We start from the raw sequence: 15,870 nt of genomic DNA, 5'->3' as shown, positions 1-15,870 counted from the left end.
GTATATTCCCGTATACATAAGACGTGATTTGGTAAATAGTTGAAATCTGTATGTTTAAACTTATATATATGTGCTAATGTATTATCAATAACAAAGTACACTTTGCTCATAGCAAAGTGTACCCGAGTAGTCTTCCTTGGGAGAACTTTAACTACTATCACTACATATAAACGTTAACCTCAATAGAAATTATACAGTCGCTACTCTATACAATTTTTGTAATGGTTAACTAATATTATTTTAACCTATTTGAAATATTTGAAACATATTTTTGTCGAATTTTTTTCAATAATTTTTCCTTTTTATACTTCAAGAGAATTTTAACTACTAAAAATTCCGATGATTATTATTACAATAGTATCAAATATTAGTTTTTTAAAATCAATAACAACTTATCAAAAAGCTCATGTGGTTATTTTATAGTGTATAAACTATAATGAGTATTAAATTCTTATAAACAATGGTGATGAAATGGACATAAATTCAGAAGAATACAAACAAGAGGTACTTATCAAAGACGTTGTCATGCTTGCTGCTCGCATACTATTAGAATCTGGTGCAGAAGGTACGCGTGTAGAAGATACCATGACACGTATTGCAAAAAAACTTGGTTACAGTGAAAGTAACAGCTTTGTTACAAACACTGTCATCCAGTTTACGTTACATTCGGAATCGTTTCCTAGAATATTTAGAATTACCTCTCGAGATACAAACTTAATAAAAATTTCTCAAGCTAATAAAATTTCGCGTCAAATTACAAACAATGAAATTTCTTTAGCCGAAGCAAAAACGCAACTTGAAAAAATATATGTTGCTAAGCGTGACAGCAGTCTTCCCTTTAAAGGTTTTGCTGCAGCAATGATTGCAATGAGTTTCTTATATTTACAAGGTGGTAGATTGATTGATGTTTTAACTGCGATATTAGCAGGTAGTCTAGGATACCTAGTCACTGAGATTTTAGATCGTAAGTTACACGCACAGTTTATCCCAGAATTCATTGGTTCATTAGTTATTGGGATTATCGCCGTTATTGGACATACACTTATTCCAACAGGTGACTTGGCAACTATTATCATTGCGGCAGTCATGCCTATTGTTCCTGGTGTATTAATAACAAACGCAATACAAGATTTATTTGGTGGACACATGTTGATGTTCACAACGAAATCATTAGAAGCATTGGTTACTGCGTTTGGCATCGGTGCTGGCGTTGGTAGCGTATTAATTTTAGTATAGGAGTATCAGACTATGTTTTGGATCTTAAACTTTATCTTTAGCTTTTTAGCTTCAATGTTCTTCTGCGTCATTTTTGATGCACCTAGAAAATTATATCTATCATGTGGTTTCGTTGGTACGTGTGGATGGATGGTTTACACCTTATTCTTCAACGGCTTTAATGTGCACACTATATACTCTAGTTTCTTTGGTAGTTTAGCATTAGGCTTGTTAAGTCATTATATGGCTCGTAAACAAAAAGAACCTGCCATCATTTTTATGGTAACGGGTATCATTCCATTAGTACCTGGTGGCTTAGCATACGATGCTACAAAAAATTTAGTCTTATTAAATTTCAGTACAGCAATCAATACCATGCTAGAGGTTACACTTATTGCAGGCGCCATCGCATTAGGTTTATTATTCGCCGACCAAATTTCCAAATTAATTGTTTCTGGGTTCGTGAAATCTTTTAAACGATTATAAATATTTGTTAGAAATGGCTCAGCCCTAACTCTTAGCAATTATATATAAGGTTCAGCTGCCTCGTCTTAAATGTCAATTTATAATACAAAAAATCGCACGATACGCCTCCGAATGAAGAAGGTTTATTGTGCGATTCTTTTATTATTTAGTTTTTTCTTTTTCAGGTTCTTCAATCATATCATCAACTTCATTTTCACTTCTATTTAAAATCAAGCGACTTAATTCATCATTATCCATATTTTTCAATTTAGGATATCGAATCACAAAGAATATTAAACCGATGATTAACCATCCAAGTAATGCAATATAAGACGGTGCAGTCAGTGCTGCAGGAGAACCTGGCACTAATAACAACGCTAAGAAAATGAATGATACAAATGAGCCGATAATAGCAAACGTTTTGTAAACCGGTGCATACGTATTACTTTGTTTGTTATAACTGAATAATTTCGCTGCAGACAAACATGTAATAAAGTAGGCAATGGATACACCAGTAGATGACATATCTACAATCCAAGTCAATGCAGTTCTTCCTAGCCAAGGTGCAATTAACGACACTCCTACTAGGAATATGATTGCGACATATGGTGTTTTGTATTTACTATGTAATTTACTAAACATTGTTGGCATAATACCTGAACGTCCCATAGAAAATAACAAGCGACTTGAACTCATCAAGAATCCATTTAAACCAGTAAATATACCCATCATAATTGCAATTGCTAATACACCTAATCCAATATAACCAAATGCTGTTTGTGTAACAGCACCTGTTAACCACAACTGCCCATTTAAACTTTGATGACTTGTTGATAACCAACCAGTGTATAAAATCATGACAACATAAGTTAATGATGCTGCTAATAAACTGTACACGATAAGCTTAAATGTCTTGTTTGGTGCAAAGTTAAACTCTTCTGCTGTTTGTGGAATATTATCAAATCCAACATATGCCCATGGTGCCACGGATACAATAACCACAATAGACACTAACCATCCTTTGCTAGGTTCAGCTAACGGTTGTAAATTTTCAAGTGCAAAATTATTACCAAAGAATGAACCAAAGAACATCAATAATACGACGATTACCATCGCCACACAGAAATAATATTGTAATGATCCAGATACACTTGCGCCACGAATCGTTACTAGCATGAATACAAGTAGTAATACGGTCGCAATAATGATTTCCGTAATATAAACGTCCCAGCCCGCAATGGTGTATAGTTTCCCATTATTTAAGACATCTGGCAATAAGAATTTAACTAGTAAACTGAATGCGGTCGCATTTAAAGCAACGACACAGACATAACCAAAAGTTAAAAACCATGATGAGAAGAAACTCACATATCTGCCGAAACTTAAGAAACTAAAGGCAAACGCGCCCCCTGATACTGGAAATCTCTCTACTAATGCGCCATAACTAACCGCAATTAATATCATTAATAATGCACCAATAACTATACCAATTGATGCTGCAATCGGACCTGACTGCTTAATCCAGTCTCCTGGTAAGATGAATGCGCCCCATCCGATACATGAACCATATGCAATCGCCCATACAAACTTTTCAGATAGGTTTTGTTTTAAATCGCCTCTATCTATTTGCTTATTCTTTTTTTCCATAAATAAAAACTCACCTCGAAGGTATTCTATACCCAAAAGATGAGTTTGTAACTCTTTTTCTTGATTATTTTTATTAAAAATTTAATGTTTAGTTACATAGGTAATCTAAAGTTTTAAAATTTAACCAGCAAATTTGAATGTCGCAATGATTAACATTATCCATCCAATGATGAACAATACGCCACCAATTGGCGTAATCGCACCTAAAACTTTAATTTGAGTTAATACTAAAATATATAATGATCCACTAAAGAAAATAATACCAGCAAATATTAACCAGCCAGCCCAGTTAACATTGATTGAAGTTGTACCACTAATTACACCTATAATTAATAATGCTAAGCCATGGTACATTTGATACGTCGTTGCTTTTTCCCATACTGATAAATAGTGATCACTTATTTTTCCTTGTAAACCATGCGCACCAAATGCACCTGTACCGACAGCCATCATCGCGTTTAATGCACCTAAAATAATAAATAATTTCATTGCTACCTCTCCTTATATAATTCAGTATTAATAAATGTTTAAATCCGAACACTCGAATAAAAGTATATGCGTCTTGATTATTAACCTACATACTTAACAAGCTATTAAGTAATTATGTTTCATTGTTGCTTTTTAAAAATCAAATATGGATTCACCATTGCCAATGTCATCATCTGTCGCTAATCTTTGTTGTTGGTTTGAAGGTTGTGAATATGACTTATTATGATGATGTGCTGAATGCGTATTTACTTTACCACCCATCGCTTCAATTTCAGCAACTGTCACTTGATGAGTTGGCTGCGTTATTTGTGATTGTGGCATTTGATTATGGTTAGCAATACGACGATTCATTTGTTGTTCACCAATATGTGGTGTATTTGATGTTGAAGCATATAAAGATGTTAATATATGTATGGCATACATATGTTTTTCAAAGTCATGGTCATGCTGTGCCTGCTCTGCTTGTACTAATTCTTGCTCAATTCGTGCTATTAAAGTTTCTCTATTCAACATCTACGCCTCACTTTCACACCAATTAATTGGTGATTTTCCTACTGACTCTAAATAGGCATTCGCTTTGGAATACGGTTTTGATCCAAAGAATCCTCTATATGCAGACAGTGGACTAGGATGCACTGATTTTATAATACAATGTTTAGATGTATCGATAAGCTTTATTTTTTGCTGTGCAGGTTTCCCCCACAAAATAAAGACAACATGTTCTTTATAATCAGACACTGCTTTAATAATTTCATCAGTAAATGTTTCCCAACCAATATCACGATGAGAATTTGCTTCACCCTGTCTTACGGTTAAAACTGTATTCAATAACAAGACGCCTTCTCTTGCCCAATCTTGTAAATGCGGTGTTTGTCTAACGCATCCAATATCATCTGCTAATTCTTTATACATATTACGTAAAGATGGAGGGAATTTTGCGTTAGGTTGCACTGAAAATGCTAATCCATGTGCTTGGTTTGGACCATGATACGGGTCTTGTCCTAATATAACAACTTTGATATTTTCAAACGGTGTTAAATCAAACGCTTGATATATATTTTCCCTATCAGGGTATACGATTGCAGTCGAATATTCTTTTTCTAAAAAATCATGCATAGCTTTAAAGTCATGTTTCGTTGTTATGTCATGAAAAATTTGCGACCATTCCATTCAATCTCACCTCAGGACATATTTTAACATATCACACTTATCTAAAGTGAATGACATTTTCAAAAGTTACAATAGTATGAATGATTCATTTCAACAATCATCAAATATTGAATGCTTAATATTTTTCAATTAGGTTAAAAATGATATGATGAATACAATATTATTATGTAGGAGTGAAGCTCAATGGCTTTAAAGAAAGTTTTAACAATTGCCGGTTCTGACACAAGTGCTGGCGCAGGTATGCAAGCAGATTTGAAAACGTTCCAAGAATTAGATACGTATGGCATGGTCGCTTTAACTGCCATCGTTACTATGGATAAAGATACATGGTCACACGATGTTACACCATTACCAATGGATGTATTTGAAAAACAACTTGAAACGGCTTTATCAATCGGACCTGATGCTATTAAAACAGGTATGTTAGGTACTGAGGAGATAATCAAACGTGCTGGAGAAGTATATGAGGCATCTAATGCACAATATTTTGTAGTAGATCCTGTCATGGTTTGTAAAGGCGAAGATGAAGTGCTTAATCCTGGAAATACTGAGGCGATGATTAAATATTTACTACCTAAAGCAACGGTAGTGACACCAAACTTATTTGAAGCGGGTCAATTATCAGGATTAGGTAAATTAAATTCAATTGAAGATATGAAAAAGGCTGCAACAATTATCTTTGATAAAGGCGCACAGCATGTCATCATTAAAGGTGGCAAAGCTTTAGATCAAGATAAATCGTATGACTTATACTATGATGGTCAAACATTTTATCAACTAACAACAGACATGTTCCAACAAAGTTATAACCATGGTGCTGGTTGTACATTTGCTGCGGCAACAACTGCATATTTAGCTAACGGTAAGTCACCGAAAGAAGCTGTGATTAGCGCGAAAGCTTTCGTCGCTTCTGCTATTAAAAACGGTTGGAAAATGAATGATTTTGTTGGTCCTGTGGATCACGGTGCATACAACCGTATTGAACATATCGATGTTGAAGTAACAGAGGTTTAACGATTAGGCGGTTCATCTATAAATCAACATTATTAGCCACACCACTTAAATTGGGTATGAACTCAATTTATGTGATGTGGTTATTTTTTTATAATCATCATGCTCTGTATATAATTTAAATTTGAAAGTTACATATAAGCGTTATTAGCTTTTATTGAAAATTTCATACATATCGAACAATACATACAAATATTTCCTATACATCTACATCTATGACTAAATAACCCTTTATTTTCAAGATGAACTTAAACTCATCTATATGCTCAATACCTCTATCATTATCATTCTTTTGCGATAGATGCCTCTCTAATCATATATGTTATATTTCCCAAATGACTGCCAGGCGACTCTATAAATATATATTTATTTAGAACTTTTATACATAAATAGTCTTAGTAAATCATACGTTCTATGTCTGATAAAAAGTTGATACTTAAGGTTGATGTCACACATAAAAATGTTATTTATAATATAACCATAGAGTAGCAAAGGAGGTAATATAGGTTATGATTATTTATCGACAGTATCACCATGAAGGCGCACCAGTTTATGAAATTATAACCAAAACGTTTCAGCATGTTTCAATTAAATGTGACGATTCATTTAGTGATACTGAAATATTCAAATTGCTCTCTTTATTACAAGACGATATAGATCATATGAAAGTTAGTTAAATTGACTAATCGTTCCAATAATCCAGAATTTATTAAACATTGATATAGTTGTTATTATTATTTTAGATTAATGCATCCCCGTGCAAAGAAAGAAACGTAACCTATATTCATCTCTGTTCCCAATAATAATAACAATACATAACTGATATTAGCTGTCCTTTCATCTCCTAATTAATATGCGTTCATGCAGCTAATATCGGTTATTTTTTTGTGCTCAAAGAAATTTTTATTTTAATCTCTCCATCGTCATTAATTGCTATAATTTCGTGTTCGTGTTGTTCAATGAATTCGATATTTTCATTTATTAAAATAGGTTTAACGTAGTTAATTTGACACTGGTTTGTCTCTAATGACATAGCCATCAGCATCATTTGACTCACTAATTGTCCTGGCACAATCTCATTATGTATTGGATTATCATCATTTACGAGCGCCAAATATTCATTTATCCATATCTCATTAAACTTCATCTCTACTTCATCGCCTTAATAAAAGTTTGTGTAACCGTTATGACATGTTGATCATTTTTAGTTAATGTTAAAGCCATTGTATAACGTGTGATATTGCGAGTCTGTCGGCATTCAATATCTTCTAAATGCCCTACATATATTGTGTCTACTTCTATCTTTTGAGTTTGATTAATTGCTGATTTTGTTAAAATCAGTTCGCTATTTGCATATTTTTTAAATAAATCAAATTTTGGCCATAATGACGCACACATTAATGGTGGTACTTCTTTTCTATAAGGTTGGTTAAAACACTGATAATATGCAGCCACACTATCCTTAGAAAATGACACATTTAATCGCTGGTTAGAATCGAGTAAATAATGCTGCATTTCCTAGACCTCCCCCTATCCCCATAGATGCAATCATAGTCTCTTTGTCAAACATATAAAATAATCGAGTCACTAATTGGGCACCGCTTGCACCGTATGGATGACCTGATGCTAATGCACCACCCCATATATTTAATTGCGTATTTGAAATATTTAAAGCTTGTTGGCAGGCAACTACCTGTGCACTGAACGCTTCGTTAATTTCAATGACTTCAATATTTTCTATCGTTAATTGATTTCTTTTTAGTAAGTTGGAAATGGCTGGTACTGGACCAATGCCAGGAAAATTAGAATCAACACCTACCGTAACACCATCTTTAAATAATAAACCATGCTCGAAACCTAATTCGTATGCCATATCTTTTTCCATAATAAGCAATAAAACTGCACCATCATTTTTCATACAACTATTCGCAGCGGTAACGGTCCCACCTTTGATCACGGGCTTAAATCGGCCAAAGTTATCTTTCGGAATATGTGATTTTAGACTTTCATCAGTGTTGAATATTTCTCCTTTAACGGTTATAGGTAATATTTCCTGAGAAATATTTCCATTCTTTACATTTTCCGCTGTCAATTGATGACTTCGATAAGCAAATTCATCTTGTAATTCTCTTGAAACATCATACATCTTGGCCACATTTTCAGCACCTTGAATCATTGATGGGTCGCTCATTTCAGGTGCAAATGATGCACGCTCATAAAACTCAGGTAATGCTGTTTCGTACACAGAATGCGGTCGTTTGATTTTCCAAGGTGCTCGACTTGTACTTTCAACACCACCTGCAATATATACCTTGCCAGCTCCGGCTTGGATCATGCGACATGCATATTGAACACTTTCAAGTCCAGACCCACATTGCCGATCGATTGTGACGCCAGGTATTGAATCTTTAAGCCCCGCTTCAAGCAATGCTTTTCTTGCAATATTGCCACCATTCCCAACAACATTACCTAAAACTACATCATCTATTTTAGATATTACCTCTGGATACTTCTCTTTAAAATGTTGGAATAAAGGTTTAAGCAATTGTTCTGGCTCTAAATGTTTTAAAGTGCCACCATATTTCCCAAATGCAGTTCGTTTAGCTGCAACTATGACTGCTTGATTCATATTATAATTCACCTCTCAAATACATCGACATCATTTTTTCTCTAGCAATTTTACCACTTGCAGTGTAATACATCTTTTCTACATGATGAATCATCGATGGAATTTCATAGCGTTTCACTTTCTTTTTTAAAAATTGTTTTACATTTTTATGTGTAAGTGTCACATCACCAGAATAAAGCAATACGCCTATTTGACCAAAACGCTCATTTGGAATACCGATGATAATTGCTTCATCAATGCTCGAAGATTGCGTTAAAAGGCGTTCAACATGTGCTGGATATATATTTTGACCACCAATAATTAACATATCCTGTTGACGTCCCGTTAAATATAAATACTGCTCTTTTACATAGCCATTATCATTAGTAACAAACCATTCATCATTATTTATACATTGTTCACTTACATAGCCACTAAACATCATATTACTTTTTATACAAATAGTTCCTATACCATTGTGATCGTGATTCGTTGTTTTCAATTCCACATTTGGAAATAGCACACCTACTGATTCAACTGGTGCTTGCTGATTCAAGTTATAGCTGATAAAACTGGTTTCCGATGTACCAAAAAATTCAATCAAATTTATGTCATTTGCTTGATTTTTTATCTTTTTAAAAATAGAAGAATGCAGCTTATCTCCACTGCTAAAAAATGATTGGATTGTATGTTCATTGTTGTAAACTAACAATAATGATTTAATCATCGTTGGAACAAGAAACATAGCAACTTTGTATGATGATATTTTATGACATTGATTAAGTAACTTTTCAGGATGAAAAGTGGTCTGTCCTATAAAAGTACGACCGGAACTTAAAGCAAACAATAACGCATATAATGTTAACGAGTGCGATAGTGGTCCAGGGGCTGCTATTGCATTTTCATTTTTTAACATCAACATTTCATTAACTTCAAAAGAAGCCAACCATGAATCTTCATCACGATAATATGCTTTTGGCAGTCCAGTTGTCCCTGAAGTAAAACCAATATGTAATAAATTGGGGTAGTGCTGTAATTGCGTTGAATCAATAAACATCGGTGAGTCTATATTCTGCATGAGACCTGTATCTCCAATTACATCTTTAATACCATATTTTTCAATCAATTGACGATGTATAGTACTTTGCCATTTACCTTCCATCATCATAGGCACTTTATGTAAACGATGCAAAGCTAAATAACAAATAATACTTTGCACCGGTGATTTCATATTAATAGCAACGACAGGGTTAAGTGAATATTTCTGCAAAGATTCAACTGCGCTAGTGATGCGGGCATTTAGTTGACTATATGTAATTGTTTCATCATCGATATGTAATGCTATGTCATTAGGTTTATTTTGAGTATGTGTTTTCAACTGTTCTAAAATTACGTTCATCAATATCCCTCACTCAATGTAAACTTTAAAATACATATTGTTAACATTATATAATGAATAAGTATTTTTATCAGGTAAACCTGCCTATTATAAAAATCAAACTTAAGCCCTAGATAAATTTGATACTGTAGTACCATGTTTTTTATTAGATAAGACGTTACTATATGTATATAGAGAAAAGAAGTTATCGCAATCGCAATAACTGACACAAATAAGTCACCCAATCTATTTAAGTTTGTGTTCTCTATAATAATATTGAAGGTTAGAGTCTCAATATTAATTGCGTTGGACAAAATACTCTAAGACATATTTACATCCTAACATTTCAATAGCAAGAGAATTTTAAGTATTCAAAGCTAAACATATGCTTTAAGTCCCCTCTTTCCCCCATTGCGATAATCATTGCAGTGGGGGTTTATGTATATACAAAAACTTTATTACGGCTAATTACAGTTCTCAATTTAAAAAGCACTTTAAAGTTAGCAGAACCTACTAGCTTTAAAGTGCTTATATACGATTGATTTATACTTTTTATTAAAATCTCTAATTCTTACGTTCTTTAACCCACCATAATGCTTCTTTTGGATGTTCTGCATAATAAGCTCTATCTTGCTCGTTATCTACATTTGGATACGAACCTTTTAGAGATTTTCCTGCTGTACTTAAATGTAAGAATGTAATAACTAAAAAGCCAATAACACTGATTGCTGTTAAATAATACGCAGGTGCTAATGGATCTCCAGTTTTCGTAACTAACCATGTTGCAACTAATGGCGTCGTACCACCAAATATCGAAACAGAGATATTAAATGTTACTGATAAAGTTCGATATCTTATATGACTGTAAAACATCGTTGGTAACGACCCTGGCATTGTCGCTTCGTAAGTTGATAAGAAAAATCCTAATATAAATATACCGATTACTATTACAACAAATGATTGTGAATGTAATAACATAAATGCGATGATACTGAATAATGTTAGCCCACCAGTACCAATTAGAAATACTTTCTTTTCACCTATTTTATCCGCTAACTTACCAAACATTAATGCTAATGGAATCATTATTGCCATGACACAAGTAATTAATACACTTGTTGTCGTTGCATCTAATTTAATAACTTGTTCTAAATAGGTTGGTAAATATGCAGTTACCATATAGTTTGTAACATTGAAGAATACAACAGCTACAAAACATACAAATATATCTTTGTAATAAAATCTGATGATTTGTAAAAAGTTAATGTTATCTCTTTCTGGTTGTGTTGCAACATCATTTTCGAAAACTGGTGATTCTTCCAGCTTACGACGTAAATATAAGCCGAATAATCCTAGGAATAAACCGAGTAAGAATGGGATTCTCCAACCAAATGATGCCATTTGTTCATCTGTTAAAAAGAATGTTAATACAGCAATCATAATTGAAGCAGCTATGTAACCTGATAATGTCCCAATTTCTAGTCCACTACCTAATGAGTTACGACGCTTATCTGGAGATGATTCGGCAACATATGTCATTGCCCCCGCATACTCTCCACCTGTTGAAAACCCTTGTAGTACTCTTGCAAGCAATAATAGTATTGGTGCCCAAAGTCCAATTTGATCATAGCTTGGCAATAATCCAATGGTTAATGTTGAAAATGCCATTAAAATAATTGTAGATGTTAATACAACTTTACGTCCATATTTGTCACCAATAATACCAAATACGACACCACCAATTGGTCTTAATAAAAACGCAATGGCTAATGCTGCGAAAGTCAACATTTGTCGAATGTCTGCATTCTCTACTGGAGAGAAGAAGTTCGCTCCAATGTACGCAGTTGTATATGCATAGACACCAAAATCGAACCATTCCATTGCATTACCGATACCGGTTGCAACAACGGTTTTTTTAGCTTTCTTTGCATCCACCATGTTAATATTCTCTTTATTAAAATCCATGAATTCATACACTCCCTCTTGTATGTTTCATAATTATACGGAGTTAATTAGTTTTGTCAAATTTATAAGAATTTAAACTTTTATATAAATACAAAAGTATGTTTGTTCAAAAATTTCGCTTTATCGAATTAAATTCAATGATTTTATACCCTCATACATTTGAATTAAACAATAATAATTCTTAAATCATCGAACGATTAACTTTTTGGAATTATAACTAAAAATAGCGATAGCACACAACTTCATGTAAGTGATATGCTATCGCCATTTTCGACATCGTATTTAAATGTTTATACTCAATTTACTTCAATAACTTTGTCATTACTTTAATTTATTTTTACAAAAATAAATTATCAACGAGTCAGACATTACTCTTTAAAAATTCATAATGTTTAATAAATATTTATTTTAAATTCCTAATCTAAAGCGAAATATTTCTAAGTATAATCTAATATTTATGAATATGCATTTTAACCATGGTATTCTCTGTTTTAACAAGTTTTATAATACGGTATTAATTTCTGATGGATCATTAATAATAAAATCCGGATTTGAATGAAGTAATGACCTTGCATCATGTGCACCCCAAGTGACAGCTGCAGATTGCATACCAGCACGTTGTGCCATCTCAACATCAAACGTTGAATCACCAATATACACCGTTTGTTGGCTATTTAAATTGTAGCGTTGCACAATTGTGTGTATGCCTTCAGGATTTGGTTTATATGCACTTACTTGATCGGATCCAACAGCTTCGGTAATCAAGTGATTTAATCCAATAGCCGATAAATTTCTTTCTAATACATCACTCTTCTTACTAGACACCACGAAAAGTTTTTTCCCTTGGTTATACAAACTTGTAATGGCTTCAGTTATACCCGCAAATTCATAAATATAGTCCTTTTCAATAGATTGATATGTATATCTAAATGTATCGATTAACTTTGCTAATGCTGCTTCATCTAATGGTCGGTCTGCTAATTTTAAAAATGATTCTTCAATAGGTATTCCCATATAATGCGTTATTTCTTTAGATGATGGTTCCGTTAAGCCACATGCTTTAAATGCACTTTGTGTTGCTACTTCACCACATTTTTTCGTGTCTGCCAACGTACCATCAAAATCAAAAATATAATTGTCAAACTTCAATATTAACACCCCTATTCGTTTATTATTGATATTATACTATAATTTATTATTTAAATAAAAAAATAATCGATAATATTTCTGCCTAGGCATCATATTATCGACTATCTTTATTTTATTCTAAATTAGCATGATTTTGTTGCATCGTTTGTTCCGTAACATTCATTTCAGTCATCAATCCCATTACAACACTATCTAAAAATAATTGAGATGCTTGTTCAAACAAACTTCCTAATGGTTGTGCCGAGCCTTGTTCATCATATTTTGTACCTGCAGGCAAAACGATGTTCGTCCCAGCTAGATTGCCTATTGCAGAATCTTTATTTGTAGTAATTAATACGATGTCAGCACCTACTGATTTTGCTTTGTCTGCTAATAATCTTAAATGTTCCGTGGAACCTGAACCAGAGATAATTACAAATACATCATTCGACTTAATCGCAGGTGTCGTTGATTCTCCAACAACATGTGCCTGTTTGCCGAGCTGATTTAAGCGCATTGCAAAACTATTCGCCACGAATCCTGAACGTCCTTTGCCAGCTACAAATATATGTTCAGCATGTAGTATTTTGGATGCAAAAGTTGAAAACTCATCCGCTTCAACATGTGACAAAGTCATCTTTAATTCATCTAGAATTAATTGATAGTCACTAAATTTAGCCATATTACTTACCTTCGATTGCAGCGCGACATTGTTTCGCAGCTTCTACTGGATCATCTGCATTTGCGATTCCGCCACCAACAATAACAAGATCAGGACTTTCAGCGACAATATCTTTAATTGTATCTGGTTTAATTCCACCTGCTACTGCAACTTTAGAATTTTTAATAACAGATTTAACGGTTCTTAAACTTTCTAATGGTGATTGCCCTTCTGCTTGTAAATCATAACCAGTGTGTACTGCAATATAATCAGCACCCATTTCATCTAGTTCTTTTGCACGTTTTTCTAAATCTTGAACAGCAATCATATCAACTAGTAATTGTTTATTATTTTTATGAGCTTCTTCAATAGCTGCTTTAATTGATGCATCTTCTGCAACACCTAGTATTGTAATTACATCCGCGCCAAATTTAATTGCTTGGCTAACTTCATAATCAGCTGCATCCATAATTTTCATGTCTGCTAATACTTTTACATTACTAATGTTGTCTGCCATATGTTTAACTGCTGGTAAACCTTCGTTGTAAATGATTGGCGTACCGATTTCTACGATATCTACATAATCTTTTACTTTATTTGCTAACTCAGCCGCGTCTTCTTTGTTTAATAAATCAATTGCTAATTGTAATTCCACTAAAAATCATCCTTCCAATGCTTTTTATCTTTCTATTGGAACCTTTCCCGAGGCATTTCTTAATTAAACATTGCAATCAATCCATTTCATCGACATGAATTTTCGCAACATTTTTCGGGCAAGCTTCGTCGTCTAAATATATCTCAACATTCGGGTGTTTGTGAAGTAATGTGGCTGGAACATCAACAGAAATTTCCTGATTTAATAAATGTGTAATAGCAGCACGTTTCTTTTCACCAAATGCGAGTAAAATGATACGTTTGGCTTGAAGAATATTAGCAAGTCCCATCGAAATGGCTTGCTTTGGAACATCATCTTCGTTTTTAAAATATCGACTATTAGCCTTAATAGTACTTTCAGTCAAATCAACGATATGAGTAACGCTATCAAACGGCGTACCAGGTTCATTAAATCCAATATGACCATTTTCACCAATACCTAAAATTTGAATATCACGTTGACCTTGTTGTTCTAAAACGTCATTATATTTTGACGCTTCCGCATTCATATCATCGGCATCTCCATTTGGAATATGAATGTTCTTTCTATTAAAATAAGGATATTGTTTGAAAAGCATGTCATCCATATAATAGTGATAACTTTGCGGATGTGATGCGGTTAAACCTACATATTCGTCTAAATTAAACGTGGATACATTGTCTACGTTTAACTGATTTTTATTTAATAACTTAACAAGTTGTTCATACAAATCTGTCATTGTACCACCAGTTGCTAAACCTAGTTTACAGTGCTGATTAAATGCCATCTCTTTATATAACTCACATGCAACATAGAATGATGCTTGTTTTTTCGATCCTAAGTTTAATACTTTCATTGTTTACATGCCTCCACAAATTTAATACATTTTAAAAACTTATGAATTCATTCATACACCATTAATATAGCATCATTTTTAATGTTTAACACTTTTCAAATTCCAACAAATTTTTGATTTTTAAAAGTAAAAAACTAATGCTGTATGATTACGTAATCCTGAGTAATTACCCTTCATGAAAATTAATTTATAAATAATTGAGCAATCGTATACAATTATCGAATAGTTTTTAGTAAAATAGAAAGATAAACACATTGATAGTGTAAGGAGTGAACGTGTTGGAACCAATTAAAGAACAAGAAGTTATAGATTTACTTGCTTCTTTTGAACATAAACCTGTGTATCTGCATGTTGAAACGACAAATGGGGCCTATGCGAACCATTTCGATCAACGTGTTTTTAATGCTGGTACTTTTTTAAGAAACATACAAATAACATATACGCATGCACAACTAAAAGGTGGTAATAAAGAACCTTATCGCATTGGTCTTAAACTATCAAATGGTGGTTGGGTTTATGTACAAGGTCTAACGCATTTTGAGGTCAATGAGCATGATGAATTTTTAATTGCAGGTTTTAATTACGAAGGTCAACTCGCTGCAGCACTTCAAATTAGTGAGCGACCATTTAATTTATAGAGGAG

General features: G+C 33.2%; 18 protein-coding genes. 5 read left to right on the top strand and 13 right to left on the bottom strand.

The genetic code is table 11. The features are described 5' to 3' along the window. The first annotated feature begins 471 nt into the window (after positions 1-471). Together AA076_RS02820 and AA076_RS02815 are read left to right on the top strand one after the other, a co-directional pair. Entirely contained in the window at positions 472-1,236 is a 765-nt protein-coding gene (locus AA076_RS02820) for a threonine/serine exporter family protein (RefSeq protein ID WP_000354088.1), read from the top strand. Between the two features lie 12 nt (positions 1,237-1,248). After that, entirely contained in the window at positions 1,249-1,701 is a 453-nt protein-coding gene (locus AA076_RS02815; protein ID WP_000498572.1) for a threonine/serine exporter family protein, read from the top strand. A gap of 141 nt (positions 1,702-1,842) precedes the next feature. Here the strand turns inward: AA076_RS02815 and AA076_RS02810 are convergent, their stop codons facing one another. The 4 genes from AA076_RS02810 to AA076_RS02795 all read right to left on the bottom strand — a co-directional run bounded on the left by AA076_RS02810 (position 1,843) and on the right by AA076_RS02795 (position 4,986). After that, a complete protein-coding gene (locus tag AA076_RS02810; RefSeq protein ID WP_000412514.1) occupies positions 1,843-3,327 on the bottom strand; it encodes an APC family permease in 1,485 nt (494 codons plus the stop codon). A 120-nt stretch (positions 3,328-3,447) separates the two neighbouring features. Continuing rightward, entirely contained in the window at positions 3,448-3,816 is a 369-nt protein-coding gene (locus tag AA076_RS02805; RefSeq protein ID WP_000765183.1) for a DUF423 domain-containing protein, read from the bottom strand. Positions 3,817-3,948: 132 nt separating this feature from the next. Then, complete coding sequence (locus tag AA076_RS02800) at positions 3,949-4,329, bottom strand: DUF5327 family protein (protein WP_000934517.1); 381 nt, start codon at positions 4,327-4,329, stop codon at positions 3,949-3,951. Next, positions 4,330-4,986, bottom strand: a complete 657-nt coding sequence (locus tag AA076_RS02795; protein WP_000455256.1) for a uracil-DNA glycosylase — start codon at positions 4,984-4,986, stop codon at positions 4,330-4,332. A gap of 183 nt (positions 4,987-5,169) precedes the next feature. Here AA076_RS02795 and thiD point away from each other — a divergent pair, with 183 nt between their 5' ends. Both thiD and vraX read left to right on the top strand, forming a co-directional pair. Then, the gene (gene thiD, locus AA076_RS02790; RefSeq protein WP_001185462.1) at positions 5,170-6,000 is read left to right on the top strand and encodes a bifunctional hydroxymethylpyrimidine kinase/phosphomethylpyrimidine kinase; all 831 of its coding nucleotides are present in this window, start codon (positions 5,170-5,172) and stop codon (positions 5,998-6,000) included. Positions 6,001-6,506: 506 nt separating this feature from the next. After that, a complete protein-coding gene (gene vraX, locus AA076_RS02785; RefSeq protein ID WP_000587958.1) occupies positions 6,507-6,674 on the top strand; it encodes a C1q-binding complement inhibitor VraX in 168 nt (55 codons plus the stop codon). A gap of 200 nt (positions 6,675-6,874) precedes the next feature. On the opposite strand, the gene AA076_RS02780 is transcribed toward vraX, so the two are convergent. The 9 genes from AA076_RS02780 to nagB form a co-directional block, all read right to left on the bottom strand. Next, complete coding sequence (locus AA076_RS02780; RefSeq protein ID WP_000671099.1) at positions 6,875-7,144, bottom strand: hypothetical protein; 270 nt, start codon at positions 7,142-7,144, stop codon at positions 6,875-6,877. Between the two features lie 2 nt (positions 7,145-7,146). Continuing rightward, entirely contained in the window at positions 7,147-7,512 is a 366-nt protein-coding gene (locus tag AA076_RS02775; protein WP_001165058.1) for a protein VraC, read from the bottom strand. Beyond that, a complete protein-coding gene (locus AA076_RS02770) occupies positions 7,487-8,626 on the bottom strand; it encodes a thiolase family protein (protein ID WP_001070676.1) in 1,140 nt (379 codons plus the stop codon). Before AA076_RS02770 ends, AA076_RS02775 begins: the two co-directional genes overlap by 26 nt. Position 8,627: 1 nt before the next feature. Next, a complete protein-coding gene (locus AA076_RS02765; protein WP_001100835.1) occupies positions 8,628-10,004 on the bottom strand; it encodes a long-chain fatty acid--CoA ligase in 1,377 nt (458 codons plus the stop codon). Between the two features lie 543 nt (positions 10,005-10,547). Then, positions 10,548-11,948: an MFS transporter gene (locus AA076_RS02760; RefSeq protein WP_000347061.1), complete on the bottom strand. Its 1,401-nt coding sequence runs from the start codon at positions 11,946-11,948 to the stop codon at positions 10,548-10,550. Between the two features lie 501 nt (positions 11,949-12,449). Next, the gene (locus AA076_RS02755) at positions 12,450-13,097 is read right to left on the bottom strand and encodes an HAD family hydrolase (protein ID WP_001836191.1); all 648 of its coding nucleotides are present in this window, start codon (positions 13,095-13,097) and stop codon (positions 12,450-12,452) included. Positions 13,098-13,209: 112 nt separating this feature from the next. Then, the gene (gene hxlB, locus AA076_RS02750; RefSeq protein ID WP_001051594.1) at positions 13,210-13,758 is read right to left on the bottom strand and encodes a 6-phospho-3-hexuloisomerase; all 549 of its coding nucleotides are present in this window, start codon (positions 13,756-13,758) and stop codon (positions 13,210-13,212) included. 1 nt (position 13,759) lies between these two features. Continuing rightward, on the bottom strand, positions 13,760-14,392 hold the full coding sequence (gene hxlA, locus AA076_RS02745) for a 3-hexulose-6-phosphate synthase (protein ID WP_000422861.1): 633 nt from the start codon (positions 14,390-14,392) through the stop codon (positions 13,760-13,762). Between the two features lie 76 nt (positions 14,393-14,468). Continuing rightward, positions 14,469-15,227: a glucosamine-6-phosphate deaminase gene (gene nagB, locus AA076_RS02740; RefSeq protein WP_000866415.1), complete on the bottom strand. Its 759-nt coding sequence runs from the start codon at positions 15,225-15,227 to the stop codon at positions 14,469-14,471. Between the two features lie 275 nt (positions 15,228-15,502). Here nagB and AA076_RS02735 point away from each other — a divergent pair, with 275 nt between their 5' ends. Beyond that, positions 15,503-15,865 carry a YojF family protein gene (locus AA076_RS02735; RefSeq protein WP_001547756.1) on the top strand — a complete coding sequence of 121 codons (363 nt, stop codon included), beginning with the start codon at positions 15,503-15,505 and terminating at the stop codon, positions 15,863-15,865. Positions 15,866-15,870 lie beyond the last annotated feature (5 nt).

The organism is Staphylococcus aureus (assembly GCF_001027105.1).
Lineage (GTDB): Bacteria > Bacillota > Bacilli > Staphylococcales > Staphylococcaceae > Staphylococcus > Staphylococcus aureus.
This window is presented reverse-complemented; position numbering and strand designations above follow the sequence as displayed.

Excerpts from the sequence above, each read along its gene's own strand:
- AA076_RS02820 (WP_000354088.1), top strand. The coding sequence starts at position 472 with ATGGACATAAATTCAGAAGAATACAAACAAGAGGTACTTATCAAAGAC.
- AA076_RS02815 (WP_000498572.1), top strand. The coding sequence starts at position 1,249 with ATGTTTTGGATCTTAAACTTTATCTTTAGCTTTTTAGCTTCAATGTTC.
- AA076_RS02810 (WP_000412514.1), bottom strand. The coding sequence starts at position 3,327 with ATGGAAAAAAAGAATAAGCAAATAGATAGAGGCGATTTAAAACAAAAC.
- AA076_RS02805 (WP_000765183.1), bottom strand. The coding sequence starts at position 3,816 with ATGAAATTATTTATTATTTTAGGTGCATTAAACGCGATGATGGCTGTC.
- AA076_RS02800 (WP_000934517.1), bottom strand. The coding sequence starts at position 4,329 with ATGTTGAATAGAGAAACTTTAATAGCACGAATTGAGCAAGAATTAGTA.
- AA076_RS02795 (WP_000455256.1), bottom strand. The coding sequence starts at position 4,986 with ATGGAATGGTCGCAAATTTTTCATGACATAACAACGAAACATGACTTT.
- thiD (WP_001185462.1), top strand. The coding sequence starts at position 5,170 with ATGGCTTTAAAGAAAGTTTTAACAATTGCCGGTTCTGACACAAGTGCT.
- vraX (WP_000587958.1), top strand. The coding sequence starts at position 6,507 with ATGATTATTTATCGACAGTATCACCATGAAGGCGCACCAGTTTATGAA.
- AA076_RS02780 (WP_000671099.1), bottom strand. The coding sequence starts at position 7,144 with ATGAAGTTTAATGAGATATGGATAAATGAATATTTGGCGCTCGTAAAT.
- AA076_RS02775 (WP_001165058.1), bottom strand. The coding sequence starts at position 7,512 with ATGCAGCATTATTTACTCGATTCTAACCAGCGATTAAATGTGTCATTT.
- AA076_RS02770 (WP_001070676.1), bottom strand. The coding sequence starts at position 8,626 with ATGAATCAAGCAGTCATAGTTGCAGCTAAACGAACTGCATTTGGGAAA.
- AA076_RS02765 (WP_001100835.1), bottom strand. The coding sequence starts at position 10,004 with ATGAACGTAATTTTAGAACAGTTGAAAACACATACTCAAAATAAACCT.
- AA076_RS02760 (WP_000347061.1), bottom strand. The coding sequence starts at position 11,948 with ATGGATTTTAATAAAGAGAATATTAACATGGTGGATGCAAAGAAAGCT.
- hxlB (WP_001051594.1), bottom strand. The coding sequence starts at position 13,758 with ATGGCTAAATTTAGTGACTATCAATTAATTCTAGATGAATTAAAGATG.
- nagB (WP_000866415.1), bottom strand. The coding sequence starts at position 15,227 with ATGAAAGTATTAAACTTAGGATCGAAAAAACAAGCATCATTCTATGTT.